General features: G+C 70.0%; 16 protein-coding genes. 11 read left to right on the forward strand and 5 right to left on the reverse strand.

Going from position 1 to position 21,972, the window contains the following annotated elements; translation table 11 throughout:
• Positions 1 to 2 precede the first annotated feature (2 nt).
• Genes BpN12_RS01815 through BpN12_RS01825 form a run of 3 tightly spaced genes read left to right on the forward strand, consistent with a single transcriptional unit; the run spans position 3 to position 4,557 of the window.
• On the forward strand, positions 3 to 2,243 hold the full coding sequence (locus tag BpN12_RS01815; protein WP_246793574.1) for a xanthine dehydrogenase family protein molybdopterin-binding subunit: 2,241 nt from the start codon (positions 3 to 5) through the stop codon (positions 2,241 to 2,243).
• On the forward strand, positions 2,240 to 3,559 hold the full coding sequence (locus BpN12_RS01820) for a cytochrome c (protein WP_246793575.1): 1,320 nt from the start codon (positions 2,240 to 2,242) through the stop codon (positions 3,557 to 3,559). The genes BpN12_RS01815 and BpN12_RS01820 overlap by 4 nt, the downstream gene beginning before the upstream one ends.
• Positions 3,559 to 4,557, forward strand: a complete 999-nt coding sequence (locus BpN12_RS01825; RefSeq protein WP_246793576.1) for an XdhC family protein — start codon at positions 3,559 to 3,561, stop codon at positions 4,555 to 4,557. Before BpN12_RS01820 ends, BpN12_RS01825 begins: the two co-directional genes overlap by 1 nt.
• A gap of 29 nt (positions 4,558 to 4,586) precedes the next feature.
• Here BpN12_RS01825 and BpN12_RS01830 read toward each other — a convergent pair whose 3' ends face one another.
• Positions 4,587 to 5,480, reverse strand: a complete 894-nt coding sequence (locus tag BpN12_RS01830; RefSeq protein ID WP_042627101.1) for a LysR family transcriptional regulator — start codon at positions 5,478 to 5,480, stop codon at positions 4,587 to 4,589.
• 523 nt (positions 5,481 to 6,003) lie between these two features.
• Between BpN12_RS01830 and BpN12_RS01835 the strand changes: the two genes are divergently transcribed.
• The 6 genes from BpN12_RS01835 (at position 6,004) to BpN12_RS01860 (ending at position 14,954) form a co-directional block, all read left to right on the forward strand.
• Positions 6,004 to 6,267: a DUF4148 domain-containing protein gene (locus tag BpN12_RS01835; RefSeq protein ID WP_246793577.1), complete on the forward strand. Its 264-nt coding sequence runs from the start codon at positions 6,004 to 6,006 to the stop codon at positions 6,265 to 6,267.
• A 395-nt stretch (positions 6,268 to 6,662) separates the two neighbouring features.
• Entirely contained in the window at positions 6,663 to 7,910 is a 1,248-nt protein-coding gene (locus tag BpN12_RS01840) for an efflux RND transporter periplasmic adaptor subunit (RefSeq protein ID WP_246793578.1), read from the forward strand.
• Positions 7,911 to 7,923: 13 nt separating this feature from the next.
• Positions 7,924 to 11,115 (forward strand): efflux RND transporter permease subunit, encoded by a 3,192-nt coding sequence (locus BpN12_RS01845; protein ID WP_246793579.1) that lies wholly within the window; start codon positions 7,924 to 7,926, stop codon positions 11,113 to 11,115.
• A 2-nt stretch (positions 11,116 to 11,117) separates the two neighbouring features.
• Positions 11,118 to 12,635, forward strand: a complete 1,518-nt coding sequence (locus tag BpN12_RS01850) for an efflux transporter outer membrane subunit (protein ID WP_246793580.1) — start codon at positions 11,118 to 11,120, stop codon at positions 12,633 to 12,635.
• A gap of 340 nt (positions 12,636 to 12,975) precedes the next feature.
• On the forward strand, positions 12,976 to 14,238 hold the full coding sequence (gene glyA / locus BpN12_RS01855; protein ID WP_246793581.1) for a serine hydroxymethyltransferase: 1,263 nt from the start codon (positions 12,976 to 12,978) through the stop codon (positions 14,236 to 14,238).
• 101 nt (positions 14,239 to 14,339) lie between these two features.
• A complete protein-coding gene (locus tag BpN12_RS01860) occupies positions 14,340 to 14,954 on the forward strand; it encodes a dimethylsulfonioproprionate lyase family protein (protein ID WP_246793582.1) in 615 nt (204 codons plus the stop codon).
• A 1-nt stretch (position 14,955) separates the two neighbouring features.
• On the opposite strand, the gene BpN12_RS01865 is transcribed toward BpN12_RS01860, so the two are convergent.
• Positions 14,956 to 15,900: a LysR family transcriptional regulator gene (locus tag BpN12_RS01865; RefSeq protein ID WP_246793583.1), complete on the reverse strand. Its 945-nt coding sequence runs from the start codon at positions 15,898 to 15,900 to the stop codon at positions 14,956 to 14,958.
• 94 nt (positions 15,901 to 15,994) lie between these two features.
• Here BpN12_RS01865 and BpN12_RS01870 point away from each other — a divergent pair, with 94 nt between their 5' ends.
• Both BpN12_RS01870 and BpN12_RS01875 read left to right on the forward strand, forming a co-directional pair.
• On the forward strand, positions 15,995 to 16,864 hold the full coding sequence (locus BpN12_RS01870; protein ID WP_246793584.1) for an aldo/keto reductase family oxidoreductase: 870 nt from the start codon (positions 15,995 to 15,997) through the stop codon (positions 16,862 to 16,864).
• Positions 16,865 to 17,405: 541 nt separating this feature from the next.
• Complete coding sequence (locus BpN12_RS01875; RefSeq protein ID WP_246793585.1) at positions 17,406 to 18,506, forward strand: branched-chain amino acid aminotransferase; 1,101 nt, start codon at positions 17,406 to 17,408, stop codon at positions 18,504 to 18,506.
• Between the two features lie 54 nt (positions 18,507 to 18,560).
• Here BpN12_RS01875 and BpN12_RS01880 read toward each other — a convergent pair whose 3' ends face one another.
• The 3 genes from BpN12_RS01880 to BpN12_RS01890 all read right to left on the reverse strand — a co-directional run bounded on the left by BpN12_RS01880 (position 18,561) and on the right by BpN12_RS01890 (position 21,929).
• Positions 18,561 to 18,860 carry a hypothetical protein gene (locus tag BpN12_RS01880; RefSeq protein ID WP_246793586.1) on the reverse strand — a complete coding sequence of 100 codons (300 nt, stop codon included), beginning with the start codon at positions 18,858 to 18,860 and terminating at the stop codon, positions 18,561 to 18,563.
• Between the two features lie 359 nt (positions 18,861 to 19,219).
• Positions 19,220 to 20,527: an Nramp family divalent metal transporter gene (locus tag BpN12_RS01885; RefSeq protein ID WP_246793587.1), complete on the reverse strand. Its 1,308-nt coding sequence runs from the start codon at positions 20,525 to 20,527 to the stop codon at positions 19,220 to 19,222.
• A 13-nt stretch (positions 20,528 to 20,540) separates the two neighbouring features.
• Positions 20,541 to 21,929, reverse strand: coding sequence for an MBL fold metallo-hydrolase (locus BpN12_RS01890; RefSeq protein ID WP_246793588.1), 1,389 nt, complete (start codon positions 21,927 to 21,929; stop codon positions 20,541 to 20,543).
• Between the last annotated feature and the right edge of the window lie 43 nt (positions 21,930 to 21,972).

Below are 21,972 nucleotides of genomic sequence, written 5' to 3' on the forward strand. Positions count from 1 at the left end.
CCATGTCCTCGGGAATCATCGAAGCGAGCCGCGCCGCGAGCGCGGCCGACGGTAACGCGGCAGGCATCTCGCGGCGCCGCTTCCTGCAGGCCGGCTTCACGCTCGGCGCGGCGGCCGGCGGCGGCCTGCTGCTCGGTTTCGCGGTGCCGGCCTCGGGCGGGGCGACGCGCCCGTCGGTGATCGGCGGCGACGCGCCCGACCAGGCGCCGGCCGGGCTGTTCGCGCCGAACGCGTTCGTGCGCGTCGATCGCGCGGGGCAGGTCACGCTGGTGATGCCGAAGGTCGAGATGGGGCAGGGCGTCTACACGTCGATCCCGATGCTGATCGCGGAGGAACTCGAGGTACCGCTCGACAGCGTGGTGCTCGACCATGCGCCGGCCGACGCGAAGCGCTACGGCGACCCGCTGCTGGGCGGCGGCCAGCTGACCGGCGGCTCAACCTCGATCCGCTATGCGTGGGAGCCGATGCGCCGCGCCGGCGCCACCGCGCGCACGCTGCTGGTGGCGGCGGCCGCGCAGCAGTGGAAGGTCGATCCGGCCTCGTGCAGCGCGGCGAACGGCGAGGTGCTGCATGCGCCGAGCGGCCGGCGCGCGGGCTACGGCTCGCTGGTCGACGCGGCCGCGAAGCTGCCGGTGCCGACCGACGTGGTGCTGAAGAAGCCCGAGGCGTTCACGCTGATCGGCAAGCCGGTGAAGCGGCTCGATTCGCCCGAGAAGGTGGACGGCACCGCGCAGTTCGGGCTCGACGTGCGGCTGCCGGGCATGCTGTACGCGGCGATCGTCAACAGCCCGGTGTTCGGCGGCACCGTCGCGAGCGTCGACGACAGCGCGGCGAAGCGCGTGCCGGGCGTGCGCCAGGTGGTGCGCGTCGACAACGCGGTGGCGGTGGTGGGCGACCATACCTGGGCCGCCAAGCGCGGTGCCTCGGCGCTGGTGATCGAATGGCATGAGGGCGACGGCGCGCGCGTCTCGATGGATGACATCGTCGGCGATCTCGCGCGCGAGTCCGAGCGCCCCGGCGCCGTGGCGCGCAACGACGGCGACGTGGCCAAGGCATTCGGCTCGGCCGGCGCGCGCATCGATTCGGTGTATCAGCAACCGTTCCTCGCGCACGCCACGATGGAGCCGGTCAACTGCACGGTCCACGTGCGTGGCGACGGCTGCGAGATCTGGGTCGGCACGCAGGTGCCGGGGTTCGCGGTCGACGCCGCGAAGCGCGTGACCGGCTTCGACGAGAGCCGCATCGTGCTGCACAACCACCTGCTCGGCGGCGGCTTCGGGCGGCGGCTCGAGACCGACATGATCGCGCAGGCGCTGAAGGTCGGCAAACAGGTGGACGCGCCGGTCAAGGTGGTCTGGACGCGCGAGGAGGATATCCGCCACGACCTGTATCGGCCTTACTACTACGACCGGATCTCGGCCGGCGTCGACGCGAACGGCAAGCCGGTGGCGTGGCAGCACCGCATCGTCGGCTCCTCGATCATGGCGCGCTTCGCGCCCGGCGCGGTGAAGAACGGCGTGGACAGCGACGCGGTGGAAGTGGCCGCCGACCTGCCCTACGAGATCCCGAACCAGCGCATCGAATACGTGCGCCAGGAGCCGCGCCACGTGCCGACCGCGTTCTGGCGCGGCGTCGGCCCGACGCGCAGCGCGTTCGTGGTGGAGAGCTTCATCGACGAGCTGGCGGTGCGCGCGAAGGCCGACCCGGTCGCCTACCGACGCTCGCTGCTGGGCCGCACGCCGCGCGCGCGCAACGTGCTCGACGTGGTCGCGCGCGAATCCGGCTGGGGGCAGGCGGTGCCGGCCGGGCACGGCCGCGGCGTGTCGGTGCTGCACGCGTTCGGCAGCTTCTTCAGCATGATCGTGGACGTGGCGGTGGCCGACGGCGAGGTCAGCGTCGAGCGCGTGGTCTGTGCCGTCGATTGCGGCATGGTGGTGAATCCCGACACGGTCGAGGCGCAGATCCAGGGCGGCATCGTGTTCGGCATCACCGCCGCGCTGTACGGCGAGATCACGATCCGCGACGGGCGCGTCGAGCAGAGCAACTTCACCGACTACCGGATGCTGCGCATCAACCAGACGCCGAAGATCGACGTGCATATCGTCAAGAGCGCGGAGGCGCCGGGCGGAATCGGCGAGCCGGGCACCTCGGCGATCGCGGCGGCGGTGGCCAACGCGATCCACGCGGCCACGGGCAAGCGGCTTTACCGGCTGCCCGTGGGCGATCAACTGAAAACGGCATGAGGGAGACGGCGATGACGATTCCGAACCGGCTGCGCCGGGCATTCGGCGCGGCGGCACTGGCCTGCGCCGCGTTCACGGCGCCGGGCGCCCACGCGGCGGTGGCCGACGGCAGCAACGACGCGGCGCTGGTCGCGCGCGGCGAATACCTGGCGCGCGCGGGCGACTGCATCGCCTGCCATACGGCGCCGAAGGGCAAGCCGTTCGCGGGCGGGCTGAAGATGTCCACGCCGATGGGCGCGATCTACACGACCAACATCACGCCCGACGCGGCCACCGGCATCGGCGGCTACAGCGAGGCCGACTTCGCGCGTGCGCTGCGCGAGGGCGTGGCGAAGGACGGCCATAATCTTTATCCGGCGATGCCGTACCCGTCGTATGCAAAGGTCAGCGACGACGACGTGCGCGCGATGTACGCCTACTTCATGCACGGCGTGGCGCCCGTCGCGCAGGCCAACCGCGACAGCGAGATCCGCTGGCCGCTCAACATGCGCTGGCCGCTCAAGCTCTGGAACCTCGTGTTCCTCGACGGCACGCGCTATCAGGCGAAGGCCGACCACGACCCGGTCTGGAATCGCGGCGCCTACTTCGTGCAGGGGCTCGGCCACTGCGGCGCGTGCCACACGCCGCGCGGCGTCGGCTTCCAGGAGAAGGCGCTCGACGAGCGCGGCAGCGCGTTCCTGACCGGCGGCCTGCTCGACAACTGGTTCGCCTCGAACCTGACCGGCGAGGCCAACACCGGGCTCGGCCGCTGGAGCGAGGCCGACGTCGCGCAGTTCCTGAAGACCGGCGCGAACGCGCATGCCAGCGCGTTCGGCGCGATGACCGACGCGATCAACCACAGCACGCAGTACCTGAGCGGCGACGACCTGAGCGCGATCGCGCGCTACCTGAAGTCGCTGCCGGCCGCGGGCGGCACCGGCGCGCCGCCGTATCGCTACGATCCGCAGCGCACCATGGCCGCGCTGAAGCATCCGGCGGGCGATCCGGGCGCGGCCGTCTACGCCGCGTACTGCATGCACTGCCACGGCACCGACGGCCGCGCGTTCGCGCCGCTGCTCGCGCCGCTCGCCGGCAATCCGAACCTGCTGGAGGCGAACCCGGCGTCGCTGATCAACGTGACGCTGAACGGCACCGCCGATCTCGTGATCGCGGGCGTGCCGGCTGCCTATCCGATGCCGAAGTTCGCCGACGTGCTGACCGACCGCCAGATCGCCGACGTGCTGACCTTCGTGCGCGCGGGCTGGAACAACGGCGCGCCGGCGGTGAGCGCCGACGAGGTCGCGAAGCTGCGCCGCGCGACGGCGGCGGCCCGCTGATGGACAGCGTCGATCTCGACGTGCTGCGCACCAGCGCGCGCTGGCTGGCGGCCGGCCGGCGCGTGCTGCTGGCCACCGTGGTGCGCACCTGGGGATCGTCGCCGCGGCCGGTGGGGGCGCTGCTCGCGCTGCGCGACGACGGCCGCGCGGTCGGCTCGGTGTCGGGCGGCTGCATCGAGGACGACCTGATCGCGCGCGTGCGCGAGGCCGGCATCACGTGCGACGCGCGGCCCGAGACGATCCGCTACGGGATCAGCGCCGACGAGGCGCACCGCTTCGGCCTGCCGTGCGGCGGCACGCTCGAACTCGTGCTCGAGCCGCTCAGCGCCGCGAGCGGCATCGCGGCGCTGTGCGAGGCCATCGACGCGGGCCGGCTGGTGGCGCGCACGCTTACGCTCGCCACCGGCGCGGCGACGCTCGATCACGCGGTGACGGCGGCCGACGGCGTGACGTTCGACGGCGCGAGCCTGCGCACCGTGCATGGGCCGCGCTACCGGATGCTGGTGATCGGCGCGGGGCAGCTGTCGCGCTACCTGTGCCGGATCGCGACCGGGCTCGACTATCAGGTGACGGTGTGCGATCCGCGCGAGGAGCAGGTCGAGGCCTGGGACGTGCCGGGCACGCGGCTGGTGCGGACCATGCCCGACGACACGGTGCTGGAGATGCGGCTCGACGCGCGCTCGTGCGTGATCGCGCTCACGCACGATCCGAAGCTCGACGACCTCGCGCTGATGGAGGCGCTGAAGACGCCCGCGTTCTACGTCGGCGCGCTCGGCTCGCGCCGCAACAACGCCGCGCGCCGCGAGCGGCTGGCCGAGTTCGATCTGGACGCCGCGCAGCTCGCGCGGCTGCACGGGCCGGCGGGACTGCACATCGGCAGCCGCACGCCGCCCGAGATCGCGCTGTCGATCCTCGCCGAGGTCACGGCGGTCAAGAACGGCATCGCGATTCCGCACACCATGAACATCGCGGTCGCGAAGACCGGCGAATCGGGCTGAGGCAGCGGTCACGCGAGCGCGCGCGAAGCTCAGTCGCGATGCTTCAGCGCGTCGATCACGAGCGACAGCGCGCGCGACGACTGCCGGCGGCTCGGGTAATAGGCGTGATAGCCGGGGAACGTCGCGCTCCATTCCTTCAGCACGCACTTCAGGTTGCCGGCCCGCACGTGCGGCATCAGTTCGTCCTCGGGCAGGTAGGTGAGCCCGAAACCTTCCAGCGCGGCGGCCAGCATCTGCGGCGTGCTGTTGAAGATCAGCTGCCCGTCCACACGCACCAGCAGGTCGTGCCTGCCCTTCTTCAGCTCCCACGCGTAGAGGCTGCCGCGTGTGGGCAGCCGCAGGTTGATGCAGGCATGGTCGAGCAGGTCCTGCGGACACTTCGGCGCCGGATGGCGCGCGAGATAGTCGGGCGAGCCGGCGATCATCATCCGCACGTCGGGGCCGATCCGCACCGCGATCATGTCGTTGGCGACCTGGTCGCCGAAGCGCACGCCGATGTCGTAGCGCTGCGCGACGATGTCGGACAGGTTGTAGTCGATCGACATCTCGATCTTGAGGCCGGGATAATCGGCCAGCAGCGGCTTCAGGCGCGGCCACAGGATCGTGTTGACCGGATGGTCGGTGGCGGTGATGCGGATCAGGCCGACCGGCTTGTCGCGTAGTTCGGACAGCGCGTTCAGCTCGGTTTCGATCTCGTCGAAGCGCGGCGCCGCCACGTGCATCAGCCGCTCGCCGGCCTCGGTGGTGGCGACGCTGCGCGTGGTGCGCGTCAGCAGCCGCACGCCGAGCCGCGCCTCGAGCCCGCGTATCGTGTGGCTCAGCGCCGATTGCGACACGCCGAGCTGGGTGGCGGCCTTGGTGAAGCTGCGTTCGCGCGCGACCGCGAGAAAGGCCAGGAGATCGCTGAAATTGTCGCGTGCCATCGGTAGATCGCCGCCGGATGGCGGGGGATAACGGAATATCGAGAGCGCATCGTACCATCGGCCCGAAATCGGCGTGCGATGCCGGCCCGCACGGCGGCGGCGTGCGCGGGCCGTGCGCCGCGCCGGCCGATTCATGAATCACATTCATAAGGCCATGCCGGCTCGGGCGTCTAATCAAACAATTGCGTCGCTGGTACATTGCGGTTCCCCGGAAGTGGAACGCGCCTTCCGGGCCGAACGTGGAGCCTGCCCGGCCGACCGGCCGCCGGCTCCGCCCGCGCGGCGCGACCCGCCGCGCGACGTTCACCGCATGACGCGTTCACCGCCATCGTCGCGCCGCCCGCCGGGCCGTGCGATGTCCGGATCAAGAGGCTGGCGCCGCAAGGCGCAGGAGACGGGCGCCGGTCGAGGCCCGAGCGCGGCGGCGCGCCATGCGTGCCGCCCGCAACGGAATCCGCCGACGCCGCAACGGACGTTTGCACGCAGGGGCGTGCAGGCCGTAGCTCCCTGGAGTCGGAACATCATGAAGTCGTACTGGAAGGCCGCCTGCGTCGCGGCCGCTTTCGTCATCCCCGCGATCTCCTTCGCACAGGGCAGCGGCCCGCTGAGCCGCGCCCAGGTGCGGGCCGACCTGGTCCGCTACGAGCGCGCCGGCTTCAATCCGGCCCGCCAGAACCCGTCGCACTGGGTCGACGACCTGCAGGCCGCGTCGGTGCGCGTGCAGGCCGACGACGGCGTGGCCACCGCCAGCAACACCGCCTCGCAGGCCGCCGCCGTGACGAATTGAGTTTTGTTCAACGCAATCGTCATCCATTTTGTGATAGCTTCGCCGTCCGCCTGTCAGCGCGGTGTAATCGAATCCGGGTGCGTGTCCGGGCGTGAGCCCGGGCACCGCTCGCTCGCCCGCTGAGGCCGCCTGCCGGAACCGCGCGTTCCGGTTTGGCGGCCGCGTCGGGCTTCCTGGTTTTTCCGTGAAGTTTTTCGTCCGTGAAGTGTTGTCCGTCACGGATGCCTTCGTTGCGTCGTCAGGTCGTGGCCGCCTGTTGCGGGCCGGCGACCGGCGGCGCCGGCCGATGCCGCCAGCGCGGCGCCGGTGCTGGTCGTTCCCGTGTTTGCCGCATCGGTTTCCGGCGATGGACTGCCGGCCGGTGCCGTTTCGTTGATTCTTACAGAGGTCGCTCCATGCGCGTCGAACGGGTTTCTTATCGCATTCTTCCTGTCGCGGCAGCCGCCGCGCTGCTCGCCGCCTGCGGAAAGCAGGACGCGGCGCCGCCGCCCCCGGCGCCCGAGGTCGGTGTCGTGACGGTCCAGCCGCAAGCGGTGCCGGTCATCACCGAACTGCCGGGCCGCACCAACGCGTTCCTGATGGCACAGGTCCGGGCGCGCGTCGACGGCATCGTGCTGCGTCGCGAATTCACCGAAGGCTCCGACGTGAAGGCCGGCCAGCGGCTCTACAAGATCGATCCGGCGCCGTACCTCGCCACGCTCGACAGTGCCAAGGCCACGCTCGCGCGCGCCCAGGCGAACCTGGTCTCGACCAACGCGCAGGCCGCGCGCTACAAGGTGCTGGTGGCCGCCAACGCGGTCAGCAAGCAGGACTACGACAACGCCGTGGCCTCGGCCGGCCAGGCCGCGGCCGACGTCGCGTCGGGCAAGGCGGCGGTGGACACCGCGCAGATCAACCTCGGCTACACCGACGTGCTGTCGCCGATCTCGGGCCGCGTGGGGATCTCGCAGGTCACGCCGGGTGCCTACGTTCAAGCCAGCGCGGCGACGCTGATGTCGACCGTGCAGCAGTTCGATCCGATGTACGTCGACCTCACGCAGTCGAGCCTCGACGGCCTGAAGCTGCGCCAGGACATCCAGAGCGGACGCGTGAAGACGGCCGGCCCGAACGCGGCGAAGGTGTCGCTGGTGCTCGAGGACGGCAAGACCTACTCGGCTGAAGGCAAGCTGCAGTTCACCGACGTGACGGTGGACCAGACCACCGGCTCGGTGACGATCCGCGCGATCTTCCCGAACCCGAACCACGTGCTGCTGCCGGGCATGTTCGTGCGCGCGCGCATCGAGGAAGGCGTCAACGACAACGCGTTCCTGGTGCCGCAGATCGGCGTGCAGCACGACCCGAAGGGCCAGCCGACCGCGCTGGTGGTGGGCCAGGACAACAAGGTCGCCACCCATGTGCTGAAGACCGCCGGCACCTACGGCCAGGACTGGATCGTCGAGGGCGGCCTGCAGGCGGGCGACCGCGTAATCGTGCAGGGCGTGGCGAAGGTGCAGCAGGGCATGACCGTCAAGCCGGTGGCCGCGCAGCTGCCGGCCGATCCGAACGCCGCTTCCGACGCCGGCGCCGCGCAGGCACCGGCCGGTGCCGCATCGGGCGCATCGGGCGCGGCGGCATCCGCGGCGGGCGCATCCGCCGCGAAGTAACGAGGGGTCTCAAATGGCAAAGTTTTTTATCGATCGGCCGATCTTCGCGTGGGTGATCGCGATCGTGCTGATGCTCGCGGGCGTCGCATCGATCTTCACGCTGCCGATCTCGCAGTACCCGACGATCGCGCCGCCCGCGGTGCAGATCACGGCGAACTATCCGGGCGCGTCGGCGAAGACGGTCGAGGACACGGTCACGCAGGTGATCGAGCAGCAGATGAGCGGCCTCGACAACTTCCTGTACATGTCGTCGACCAGTGACGATTCGGGCAACGCCACCATCACCATCTCGTTCGCGCCGGGCACCAACCCGGACATCGCGCAGGTGCAGGTGCAGAACAAGCTGTCGCTGGCCACGCCGATCCTGCCCCAGGTGGTGCAGCAGCTCGGCCTGAAGGTCACGAAGTCCAGCACGAGCTGGCTGATCTGGATCGCGTTCAACTCCGACGACGGCAGCATGGGCCGCAACGACCTGACGAACTACGTCGCCTCGCACGTGCTCGATCCGATCAGCCGCCTGAACGGCGTCGGTCAGACGCTGCTGCTCGGCTCGCAGTACGCGATGCGGATCTGGCTCGACCCGAACAAGCTGACCAACTTCAGCCTGACGCCGTCCGACGTGACGGCCGCGATCACGGCGCAGAACGTGCAGATCGCGGGCGGCCAGATCGGCGGCACGCCGGCCAAGCCGGGCACGGTGCTGCAGGCCACCATCACCGAGCAGACGCTGCTGCAGACGCCGGAGCAGTTCGGCAACATCCTGCTGAAGGTGAACCAGGACGGCTCGCAGGTGCGCCTGAAGGACGTGGCGACCATGAACCTCGGGGCGGAGAACTACAACTTCGACACCAAGTACATGGGCCAGCCCACGGCCGGCCTCGGCATCCAGCTGGCCACCGGCGCCAACGCGCTGGCCACGGTCGATGCGATCAAGGGCAAGGTGCAGGAGCTGTCGAAGTACTTCCCGCACGGCATGGTGGTGCATTACCCGTATGACACGACGCCGTTCGTGCGCCTGTCGATCGAGGAAGTGGTCAAGACGCTGCTGGAAGGCATCGTGCTGGTGTTCCTCGTGATGTACCTGTTCCTGCAGAACCTGCGCGCGACGCTGATCCCGACCATCGCGGTGCCGGTGGTGCTGCTCGGCACGTTCGCGATCATGGCGGCGGCGGGCTTCTCGATCAACACGCTGTCGATGTTCGGCCTGGTGCTCGCGATCGGCCTGCTGGTGGACGATGCGATCGTGGTGGTGGAGAACGTCGAACGCGTGATGGTGGAGGACGGCCTTTCGCCGAAGGAAGCCACGAAGAAGGCGATGGGCCAGATCACCAGCGCGCTGGTGGGCGTGGCGCTGGTGCTGTCGGCGGTGTTCGTGCCGGTGGCGTTCTCGGGCGGCTCGGTGGGCGCGATCTACCGGCAGTTCTCGCTGACGATCGTATCGGCGATGGTGCTGTCGGTGCTGGTCGCGCTGATTCTCACGCCGGCGCTGTGCGCGACCATCCTGAAGCCGGTCGAGAAGGGCCATCACGAGGAGAAGAAGGGCTTCTTCGGCTGGTTCAACCGCAACTTCGACAAGGGCCGCGAGAAGTATCACGTGGGCGTGCATCACGTGATCAAGCGCTCGAGCCGCTGGCTCGTGATCTACCTCGCGGTGATCGTCGGCGTCGGCTTCCTGTTCGTGCGGCTGCCGAAGTCGTTCCTGCCGGACGAGGACCAGGGCTACATGTTCATGATCGTGCAGACGCCGCCGGGCTCGACCCAGGAGACCACCGCGCGCACGCTGGCCGACATCACCACGCACATGGCGACGCAGGAAAAGGACGTGGTGGATTCGGTGTTCACCGTGAACGGCTTCAGCTTCGCGGGCCGCGGCCAGAACGCCGGCCTCGTGTTCGTCAAGCTCAAGCCGTTCGAGGAGCGCCGCAGCGCCGACCGCAAGGTGCAGGCGCTGCTGAAGCGGACCATGGGCCACTACGCGACCTACAAGGACGCCGTGGTGATCCCGTTCAATCCGCCGTCGATTCCGGAACTCGGCACCGCCGCCGGCTTCGACTTCGAGTTGACCGACAACGGCGGCCTTGGCCACGATGCGCTGATGGCCGCGCGCAACCAGCTGCTCGGGATGGCCGCGAAGGATCCGGCGCTGGCGCTGGTGCGCCCGAACGGCCTCAACGACACGCCGCAGTTCAAGGTCGACATCGACCGCGAGAAGGCCAACGCGCTCGGCGTGACGCCGGCCGCGATCGACCAGACCTTCTCGATCGCGTGGGCCTCGCAGTACGTCAACAACTTCCTCGATACCGATGGCCGGATCAAGAAGGTGTACGTGCAGGCCGACTCGCCGTTCCGCGTCACGCCCGAAGACCTGAACATCTGGTACGTGCGCAACAGCGCGGGCGGGATGGTGCCGTTCAGCGCGTTCGCGACCGGCCACTGGACCTACGGTTCGCCGAAGCTGGAGCGCTACAACGGCATCTCGTCGGTGGAAATCCAGGGGCAGGCGTCGCCGGGCAACAGTACCGGCCAGGCGATGGCGGCGATGGAGAAGATCTCGCAGAAGCTGCCGAACGGCATCGGCTACTCGTGGACGGGCCTGTCGTTCCAGGAACTGCAGTCGGGCTCGCAGGCGCCGATCCTCTACGCGATCTCGATCCTGGTGGTGTTCCTGTGTCTGGCGGCGCTGTATGAGAGCTGGTCGATCCCGTTCTCGGTGATCATGGTGGTGCCGCTCGGCGTGATCGGCGCGCTGATCGCCACCACGGTGCGCGGGCTTGAGAACGACGTGTTCTTCCAGGTCGGCCTGCTGACCACGGTGGGGCTGTCGGCGAAGAACGCGATCCTGATCGTGGAATTCGCGCGCGAGCTGCAGATCGGCGAGAAGATGGGGCCGGTCGAGGCGGCGCTGGAAGCGGCGCGGCTGCGGCTGCGCCCGATCCTGATGACCTCGCTCGCGTTCATCCTCGGCGTGCTGCCGCTCGCGATCAGCAACGGCGCGGGTTCGGCGAGCCAGCACGCGATCGGCACCGGCGTGATCGGCGGGATGTTGACCGCGACGTTCCTCGCGATCTTCATGATCCCCATGTTCTTCGTGAAGGTGCGGGCGATCTTCGGCGGCGAGAAGGAAGATGCCGACGAAGCGCTGCGTCTCGCGCAGGAACACGCGCACCGGACCCAGGAAGGCGGCGACGGCAACAAGGAACAGTGACAATGCGAAAATTTGCTTTGACTGCAATGGCGGTCGCACTGGTGGCCAGCGGCTGTACGCTGGCACCGCATTTCAAGCGTCCGGCGGCGCCGGTCTCGGGGTCGTTCCCGTCCGACGGCGTCTACGCGACGCAGCCGGGCGCGAGCGCGACCAAGAGCGCGAACGGCCAGGCCGCCAGCGACATCGGCTGGCGCAACTTCTTCACCGATCCGCGGCTGCAGCAGCTGATCGAGCTGGCGCTGAAGAACAACCGCGACCTGCGCGTGTCGGTGCTCAACGTGGAGGCGGCGCGCGCGCAGTACCAGATCACGCGCGCCGAGCTGCTGCCCACGCTGGGCGGCACCGGCACCGGCTCGCTCCAGCGGCTGCCGGCCGGCGTCTCGACCACGGGGGCGCCGCTCGTCACGCACGTCTACAACGTCGGGCTGTCGGCGTCGTGGGAGCTGGACCTGTTCGGCCGGATCCAGAGCCTGAAGGACCAGGCGCTCGCGCAATACCTGTCCACGGCACAGGCACGCAAGGCCGCCGAGATCTCGCTGATCTCGCAGGTGGCCGACCAGTACCTGACGGTGCTGTCCACCGACGACCTGCTGAAGGTGACGGAAGACACGCTGAAGACGGCGCAGTCCTCGTACAACCTGACCAAGCTGCAGTTCGACAACGGCACCGGCTCGGAGCTGGACCTGCGTCAGGCGCAGACGGTGGTCGAGCAGGCGCTGGCGAACCAGCAGGCGCAGGCACGCGCACGGGCGCAGGCGCTCAACGCGCTGGTGGTGCTGGTGGGCGAGCCGCTGCCGGACGACCTGCCGGCGGGCCTGCCGCTCGACTCGCAGGACCTGCTCACCGACATCCCGGCGGGGCTGCCGTCGGACCTGCTCACGCGCCGGCCCGACATCATGGAGGCCGAGCAGACGCTGCGCGCGGCCAACGCGAACATCGGGGCGGCGCGCGCGGCGTTCTTCCCGCGCATCTCGCTGACGGGCGCGTTCGGCACGGCGAGCCCGACGCTGGGCGGGCTATTCAAGGCGGGGACGGCGGCCTGGTCGTTCGCGCCGGACATCACGCTGCCGATCTTCGAGGGCGGCTCGAACCTGGCGAACCTCGATCTCGCGCACGTGCAGAAGCGCATCGAGGTGGCGAACTACGAGAAGGCGATCCAGACGGCGTTCCAGGAAGTGTCGGACGGGCTGGCTGCTCGGGGGACGTTCGACCAGCAGATCGCGGCGCTGCAACGCAACGAGCAGGCGCAGCAGCGGCGCTACGATCTGTCGGACCTGCGCTACAAGAACGGGGTGGACAACTACCTGACAGTGCTGACGGCGCAGACGGATCTGTACACGGCGCAGCAGTCGCTGATCTCGGCGCGGCTGTCGCGCTGGACGAACCTGGTGGACCTGTACCGCGCGCTGGGCGGCGGCTGGATCGAGCATTCGGGCGACACGCCGCGCGAGGCCGATGCGCCGGTCGACTACGGCAAGGCTGCTCCGGCGGCACCGGCTTCGCAAGCCACGGCGGGCTGAGCCCCGGATCGAGGCAGGCGGGTGGCGGCAGCATCGGCCCGCGCGCCTCGGACACCCCGGCAGGCTTCACGGCTTGCCGGGGTGTCGTTTTTTTGTCCCCGTGTTGAGCATGCGTCACCGACCTGTCGCCGCGCGACATCGGCCGGACCGCGCCGGTCGCGCGCCGATTCCATCCCATTGCGTTGTCGCAATTCTTCTAGATGGCGGCCGGCGCTTCCGGTTGAATAGCGCACCGAATCAAGCAATTTGTTCGAAGCGCGCCGGGCGGACGCCGATCCGTGCCGGGAGCCGCCGCGCGCGGCGCAGGGTAAGTCTTTTGATGACGGACGTCGGGAAAATCATGTTCAACTATTCCAGCAGCAGCATCGAAGCGGTCGATCCGGATCTCTGGCAGGCGATCCAGCAGGAAAACCAGCGCCAGGAAGATCACATCGAGCTGATCGCCTCCGAGAACTATACGAGCCCGGCCGTGATGGCCGCGCAAGGCTCGCAGTTGACCAACAAGTATGCCGAGGGCTATCCCGGCAAGCGCTACTACGGCGGCTGCGAATACGTGGACGTGGTCGAGCAGCTGGCGATCGACCGCGTCAAGGCGCTGTTCGGCGCGGACGCGGCCAACGTGCAGCCGAACTCGGGCTCGCAGGCCAACCAGGGCGTGTTCTTCGCGATGCTGAAGCCGGGCGACACGATCATGGGGATGAGCCTCGCGCACGGCGGCCACCTCACGCACGGCTCGCCGGTGAACATGTCGGGCAAGTGGTTCAACGTGGTGAGCTACGGCCTGAACGAAGGCGAGGACATCGACTACGAAGCGGCCGAGAAGCTGGCGCAGGAACACAAGCCGAAGATGATCGTGGCGGGCGCGTCGGCGTTCGCGCTGAAGATCGACTTCGAGCGGCTGACGAAGATCGCGAAGTCGGTGGGCGCGTACCTGATGGTGGACATGGCGCACTACGCGGGGCTGATCGCGGCGGGCGTGTATCCGAACCCGGTGCCGCATGCGGACTTCGTGACGACGACCACGCACAAGAGCCTGCGCGGCCCGCGCGGCGGCGTGATCCTGATGAGGGCCGAATACGAGAAGCCGATCAACTCGGCGATCTTCCCGGGTATCCAGGGCGGCCCGCTGATGCACGTGATCGCGGCGAAGGCGGTGGCGTTCAAGGAAGCGGCGTCGCCGGAGTTCAAGGCGTATCAGCAACAGGTGGTGGAGAACGCGCGGGTGCTGGCGGAGACGCTGGTCAAGCGCGGGCTGCGGATCGTGTCGGGGCGCACGGAAAGCCATGTGATGCTGGTGGACCTGCAGGCGAAGAAGATCACGGGCAAGGCGGCGGAAGCGGCGCTGGGCGCGGCGCACATCACGGTGAACAAGAACGCGATCCCGAACGATCCGGAGAAGCCGTTCGTGACGAGCGGGATCCGCCTGGGCTCGCCGGCGATGACGACGCGCGGCTTCGGCACGAAGGAAGCCGAGATCGTCGGCAACCTGATCGCCGACGTGCTCGACCATCCGGAAGACACGGCGACCATCGAGCGGGTGCGCGCGCAGGTGGCCGAGCTGACGAAGCAGTTCCCGGTGTACGGCGGCCGTTCGGACGCCTGAGCGATCGAGGCACCGGCAGGGCGGAGCCTTCACCACGCGTGCGTTGCGCGTGACGGCTCCGCCCGCATCGATCCGGTTGCCTTTCCATCCGGAGGCCGCGCATGGCGGATTCCCTCGACACGATCGGCCTGACCGCGTGGCTGCGCGATCTGTCTGTTTATCTCGACGCCGAACACGGCGGGCGCGACGCGCTCGACGCGGCACGCGCCGCGCTCGAGGGCGTGCCCGCACCGGTGGCGCCGCGTGAGGCGCCGCACACGTCCGACGTCGTCGAGACCTGGCTGGCCGATGCCCTGCATCGCGCCACGGCCGCCGACGCCGCGCTCGCGCCGCTGGCCATGGGCTTCGCGCGCCTGGCGCCGGCGCTGCGCTGGTATCGGCGCCCGACCGACGAACCCGATCCGGCATTCGAGCAGGGCCACGCAAACGCGATCGTGATCGGCGGCGCGGGGCGCGCGACGCTCGGCACGATGATCGTCGGCGTGTCGCTGCTCGCGCCCGGCGTCGCCTATCCCGTGCATCGGCATCCGCCCGACGAGGTCTACGTCGTGATGTCCGACGGCGAGTGGTGGCGCGACGGCACCGCATGGTGGGCGCCCGGCCCCGGCGCGCTCGTGCATAACCGCGGCGGCGAGCTGCATGCGATGCGCGCCGCGGCCACGCCGCTGTTCGCCGTCTGGTTCCTGACCGGCACCACGGCCGGCGCCGGCCGCTGAATCACGGCGCGGCGCCGGATGGCTGCGGTGCCGCCCCGGCCTGCGCCTCGCCGTCGGCGCGCACGAAATCGATGAACGCGCGCAGCGGCGCCGGCACGAGCCGCCGCCCCGGGTAGTAGAGGAACGGCCCCGAGAACGTCTCCCACCAGCCTTCCAGCACCGGTTCGAGCGCGCCGCTCGCCAGGTGCGGGCGCAGCCAGTCCTCGAACAGGCGGATGATGCCGGTGCCGGCCACCGCCGCGTCGACGGCCAGATCCACCGCCGCGCCCAACTGCACGAGCAGTTGCCCCGACGGCTCGATGCGCACCGTCTCGCCGTCGCGCTCGAAGCTCCACGGCGGCATCGCGCCGCTCGGGAAGCGGCCGAGGATGCAGTCGTGGTCGAGCAGCTCGCGCGGATGCGCGGGCCGTCCGCGCCGGTCCAGGTAGGCGGGCGCGGCCGCCATCGCGAAGCGCTGCAGGCGCGGGCCGATCGGCACCGCGATCATGTCCTGCTCGAGCCGCTCCTCGTAGCGGATGCCGGCGTCGCAGCCCACCGCCAGCACGTCGACGAAATTCTCGTCGGCCGACACTTCGAGCCGGATCTCGGGATAGGCCGCCAGGAAGCGCGGCACGATCGACGGCAGCACCAGCCGCGCCACGCTGACCGGCACGTTCAGGCGCAGCGTGCCGGCCGGCCGGTCGCGAAAGCCGTTGACCTCGTCGAGCGCCGCCTCCACCTCGCCGAACGCCGGCGCGAGCCGCGCCAGAAGACGTTCGCCGGCCTCGGTCGGCACCACGCTGCGGGTGGTGCGGTTCAGCAGCCGCACGCCGAGCCGCGCCTCCAGCCTGCGCACCGCCTCGCTGAGTCCGGACGCGCTGGTGCCGGTGGCGCGCGCGCCGTCGCGAAAGCCGTTCGCGCGCGCCACCGCCACGAACGCGCTGAGGTCCGACAGATCGACGTTCATTGTTCGCTCCTTCGTACAAGCCGTGCGGATTATGGCGGCTTATCGATGGAATCGCCAGCGCGTAAGCTCGGGTTTCCCTACCAGGAGGCGCTTCATGAACGCATCAACCCCGACCCAGGTTTTCCCGCTCGGCAGCCATTCGGTCCACCGCATCGGCTATGGCGCCATGCAGCTGGCCGGCCCCGGCGTGTTCGGTCCGCCGAAGGATCACGCCGCCGCGCTGGCGGTGCTGCGCGCGGCCGTGGAGGCCGGCGTCGACCATATCGACACCAGCGACTTCTACGGCCCGCACGTCACGAACCGGCTGATCCACGAGGCGCTGCATCCGTACCGCGACGATCTCGTGATCGTGACCAAGGTGGGCGCGCGCCGCGACGCGGCCGGTGCCTGGCTGCCGGCGTTTTCCGCCGCCGAGCTGGAGAGCGCGGTCCACGACAACCTGCGCAATCTCGGCCGCGACGTGCTCGACGTGGTGAACCTGCGCGCGATGTTCTCGACGCACGGGCCGGCCGAGGGCTCGATCGAGGCGCCGCTCGCCGTGCTGGCCGAACTGCAGCGCAAGGGGCTGGTGCGCCACATCGGGCTCAGCAACGTGACGCGCGCGCAGATCGAGGAAGGGCGGCGCATCTGCGAGATCGTCTGCGTGCAGAACCTGTACAACCTCGCGCATCGCGACGACGACGCGCTGATCGACACGCTGGCCGCCGAGGGCGTGGCCTACGTGCCGTTCTTCCCGCTCGGCGGGTTCTCGCCGCTGCAATCGTCGGAGCTTTCCGCCGTGGCCGGGCGGCTCGGCGCCACGCCGATGCAGGTCGCGCTGGCGTGGCTGCTGCGCCGCGCGCCGAACGTGCTGCTGATTCCGGGCACCTCGTCGGTCACGCATCTGCGCGAGAACCTCGCCGCCGGGCAGCTCGACCTGCCCGACTACGCGATGCGCGAACTCGACGCGATCGGCGCGGCCTGAGGTAACGAAGCCGTGAGGTGACGCAAGGCCGGCGGCGGCGCCGGGCGGTGCCGGTGGCCGGCCCGGCGCGCCCGGCACTGTGCGGCCTGGCACGACATTGTCCATGCCCCGGCATGGCCGGCGGCGCGGACCCGCGACGCGCGGGTGGCGCGCGGGCGCCGCGGGCTGCCAGCCCCACCGCGCCGTGCTCGTTGCGGATGCCTTTCAGCGCTTCTTTCCGGCCCGCTTCGGCTTCCTTTCGGCCGTCTTCCCTCTGCGGCGACCGTCATCCGGCCCGTTTCGACTCACCGAGCCGGCGCGTTTCGCATCGGCTGCCGCGCATTCCCGCGAGCATGCGCGGCGCGTGCGGCCGCGGCCCGGACGATGCGCGAATTCCCCGCGTTTCGTTACGCCGACGCGGTGGCGCGCCGGGTTTGTTGCGGCGTTCGCGGGCTTTGCACGGAGATTTCCGGATGCGCGGAACGCTCAGGTCGATTACAGTGTTCGGTCAGCGCGGCGGCGGGACGTTCCCGCCGCCCCAATAAAACAGGAGCGGACCACAATGAGCACCGGCAGCACCCCGACTTTCCCGATCGAGCGTCATCCGAATCCGACTTCCGCCGAAGCTCGCGCGCGACTGCTCGAGAATCCCGGCTTCGGCAAGATTTTCACCGACTACATGGTGACGATCCGCTACACGGAAGGCCAGGGCTGGCACGACGCGAAGATCGAGCCGCGCCACGCGCTCCAGATCGATCCGGCCATGCTGGTGCTGCACTATGCGCAGGAAATCTTCGAAGGCATGAAGGCGTACCCGCTGCCCGACGGCCAGGTCGCGCTGTTCCGCCCCGAGCAGAACGCGCGCCGGTTCCAGAACTCGGCGGCGCGGCTGGCGATGGCGCAGCTGCCGGAAGAATTGTTCGTGGAAGCGGTGCGCCAGCTCGTGAAGCTGGAGCGCGACTGGATTCCGTCGGCGGAAGGCAGCGCGCTGTACCTGCGCCCGTTCATGATCGCCGACGAGGTGGTGCTCGGCGTGAAGCCGTCGGCGCAGTACCTGTTCTGCGTGGTGGCCACGCCGGTGGGCGCCTACTTCAAGGGCGACGCGTCGAAGGGCGTGGCGATCTGGGTGTCGGACAGCTACACGCGCGCGGCGCCCGGCGGCACCGGCGACGCGAAGTGCGGCGGCAACTACGCGGCGAGCCTCGCCGCGCAGGCCGAGGCGACGCGCGAGGGCTGCGATCAGGTGGTGTTCCTCGACGCGGTCGAGCGGCGCTGGATCGAGGAGCTGGGCGGCATGAACGTGTTCTTCGTGTTCGACGACGGCTCGCTGCAGACGCCGCCGCTCACCGGCACGATCCTGCCCGGCATCACGCGTGCCTCGCTGATCGAACTGGCGCGCGATCTGGGCTACACCGTGCGCGAGGAGCCGTACTCGATCGAGCAGTGGGAAGCGGACGCGAAGAGCGGCCGGCTGGTGGAGGCGTTCGCCTGCGGGACCGCGGCCGTCGTCACGGCGATCGGGCAGGTGAAGGGCCGCAAGCACAGCTTCATGATCGGCGACGGCGGTGCCGGCCCGGTGGCGACGCGTCTGAAGAAGACGCTGGTGGGCATCCAGACCGGGCGCGAAGCCGATGCGCACGGCTGGGTCGACATCCTCGGCTGAGATCCGGATCCGACGGCGTGCCGTGCGGGCCTCGGGCGCGCACGGCGCCGGCCGTCAGTCCCGCGCCGGCCCGGCTGCTTCGTCGGTTTTCCTGGCTTTCCTGGTCTTCCCGGCCTTGCCGGCGTTCTCTTCTTTCTCTTCCTTCCCGGCCCGCTTCGCTTTCCTCACCTCTTCGGCCGCCTGAACCGATTCCTGCGATGGCCGGCGGATCTGCCACGATTGGCCGCCGACGGCGACCTCGAGCCTGCCCGCATCCTGACTGGATCCGCCAGGGCGGCAGGCGAGGCTCAGGTCATGGCGTTCGTTCGCGTGTCCGGTGATGCGGAGAATCGGATCGCGGATGTCGGGCTTCACGAACCGCGTGATTTCCTCGCCGGACCGCTGCTTCACATGGGCCCGGACGTCCTTCGCCCACGTGGGCCTCGCCGCCCGCGTTCCGGAACGCCTGGGTGAGCGCTTTCAGCTTGCCGGACGGAGTCGGGTCGAGCACCAGCAGCACCGGCCGGTAGCCCGAGGCCCGGCAGTCCTCCGGAAACGCAGTGCTTCGTCGAAGCGTCCCCGGCCGCCGCGAAACCGTAGGAAAATCCGGCCGCTCCCGAGAACAGGGAAAGGACGGCATCGGATCTCGGAGTCATGGCGAGCGCGGCGTCCCGTGGGCAACGCGCGCAAATACACGATGCGAGGGCCGCGCATCCGGGCCGCGCGGGGGCGGTTCAGCCCGTCACGCCGGCCCAGCCCTGCCAGACCAGCACGGCGTTCAGTGCCGTCACCACGCCGGCCGCGAGCGTCGCCGCCGCCGTCGTCAGGCGCCGGTTGCGGAACGGCCCCATCACGGCGCGGCTCGCGGTCAGCCGGATCAGCATGAACATCGGCAGCGGCAGCGCGAAGCTGAGCACCACCTGGCTCAGCACCAGCGCGCGCGTCGCGTCGATGCCGAGCGCGATCACCACGAAGCTCGGCGCCATCGTCACGAAGCGTCGCAGCGACAGCCGCAGCCGCCTTTTCACGAAGCCCTGCATGATGACCTGGCCCGCCATGGCGCCGACCACCGAACTCGATACGCCGGCCGCGATCAGGCCGGTCAGGAACAGCAGCGCGGCCATCTCGCCGAGCAGCGGGCGCAGCGTGTGATAGGCGGTGTCGATCCGCGCGATGTCGCTGAAGCGCTCGTGGAACGCACCGGCCGCGGTGATCACCATCGCCAGGTTGATCAGCCCCGCCACGCCGAGCGCGGCCACCACTTCGAGGTTCGAGAACGTCAGCAGCCGCCGCAGCTCGGCCGGCCCCTGCGGCGTCACGCGGTTCTGCGTCAGCCCCGAATGCAGGAACAGCGCGTGAGGCATCACGGTGGCGCCGACGATCGCGACCGAGATCATCAGCGCGTCGGCGCGCGGCAGCCGCGTCGGCACGAGCTGCGCGAACACGGCGGGCCACGCGACCGGCACGATGACCAGCTCGATCAGATACGCGGCGCCGATCGTCGCGACCAGCGCGGCGATCATCAGCTCCAGCGGACGGAAGCCGCGCCGCTCGAAGCCGAGCAGCGCGCTGACGATGGCCGCCGTCACCAGCATCCCGACCAGCAGCGGCAGGCCGCACAGCAGCTGCAGGCCGATTGCGGCGCCGACCAGCTCGGCGAGCTCGGTCGCCATCGCCACGAGTTCGCTCAGCAGCCACATGCCATACACGGCGGCGCGCGGCAGCCGCAGGCGGCAGTGTTCGGCGAGGTTCAGGCCGGTCACGAAGCCGAGCCGCGCGGCCAGCGCCTGGAACAGCATGCCGATCAGGTTGGCCAGCAGCACGACCCATAGCAGCGAATAGCCGAAGCGCGCACCGGCCTCGATGTTGGTGGCGAAGTTGCCGGGGTCCATGTAGGCGATCGAGGCCACCACCGCCGGCCCGCTCAGGGCGATCAGCCGCCGCAGGCCGGGACGCGGCCCGGACAGCGCGGCCCGCGCCTCGCGCGTGGTGCGTTCGGTCAGCGCGGACACCAGGTCGGGCTTGAAGACGGGATCGGTCATGGGCGCGCGGGCGTCAGCGGGCGCCCGCGCGACCCAGCCGCGCGAGCTGGCGTCCGACGATGCGTTCGAGCTGCGCGTCGTAGGTGTAGTGGCGGCGCAGCGGCTCGGCGACGGCGCGCGGCGCGGGATAGGTGAGCCCCTGCGGGTCCACGCGATAGATCGAGGCGAAGCTGCGGAAGCTGCCGCTCAGCAGGGCATGGTCCCAGCCGAGCGTGCCTTCGACGAGGCCGTGCAGCGCGGCGAGCGTGATGGTCGATTCGAGGTTCGCGTAGTCGGACGGCCCGCCCTGCGCGCGCGGCGCCGCGTCGGCCAGCTGGTAGTGCCAGCTTTGCGTGCGGGTGGGCGACACCACGTTCAGCTGGTAGATCACGTCCCACTCGCGATGCGCGGCGCGCAGCGCCGGGTCCATGCCGAGAATGTGGCGCGGCAGCGCGTCGGTGCATTCGGTCTCGGCCACGCGCCATTGCAGCGCTTCGGCGGGCACGTCGGCGCCGGATGCCGGATGCTCGAACGGCACGCCGAACCGCACCGGGTCGAAGCGCGGCTCGGGGCCGCCGTCGGCGAGCCGCACGGCGAAGCGGCTCGCGCCGGGCGCGTGCGTGACGACGGGGGCTGCTGCGGCGCGCGCGTCGAGCCGCAGCAGGTCGGACGGCTGCACCGCGTGGCAGGACGCGGCCAGCGCCGGGCAGCGCTCGCCGAGCGCGCGCACGAAGCGCTTCAGCGTGAGCGGGAACACCAGCTGGTTCATGAACGCGGCGGGCGGCAGGTAGGCGAACATGCACGAGCCGGGCGCGACATGGCGCGGCGCGATGCGGGCGATCTGTTCGAGCATCGCGCCGACGCGCTCGTGCGGAAACGCCAGCGAGCGGTTCAGCGGGAAATTGTTTTCCAGCAGCGGCTGCCATGGCGCGATCAGCAGATCCACCTGGCCGAGCTGCGCGGCGATGCGCGACGAGGTCGCCTCGCTGACGATAGTGTCGACGGCGTTCCAGAGCAGGCACGGCCCGTCGCGCACGATCAGGCCGAATTCCGGCACGCGGTTCTCCGAGCGCGTGATGGTGAGGCGCACCTCGCCGAACCCGATCTCGTCGAAATCATGCACGCGCTCCACGTTCGGGTAGCCGAGTTCGTGCAGCGCGTGCGCGATCAGGTCGTCGTCGGGGATGATCACGCGGCACTCGCGCGACAGCCCGGCCAGCGTCTCGACGTCGAAGTGATCGAGATGGCGGTGGGAGATCACCAGCAGCTCGAAGCGCAGCGCGTCGAGTTCGCGCAGCGCGCGCTTCGGGAACACGTCGAGCAGGCCCTCCTGGTGCGAGGCGCCGAACACCGGGTCCATCAGGATGTTGCCGGCGCTGGTTTCGATCAGCAGGCTGGCGTGGCCGAGGAAATGGATTTGCATGTGAAGGTCTCCCTGCGCGGCTCAGTCGGTGCTCAGTCGGCGC

This window comes from Burkholderia perseverans, assembly GCF_022870505.1.
GTDB classification, from domain to species: Bacteria; Pseudomonadota; Gammaproteobacteria; order Burkholderiales; family Burkholderiaceae; genus Burkholderia; species Burkholderia plantarii.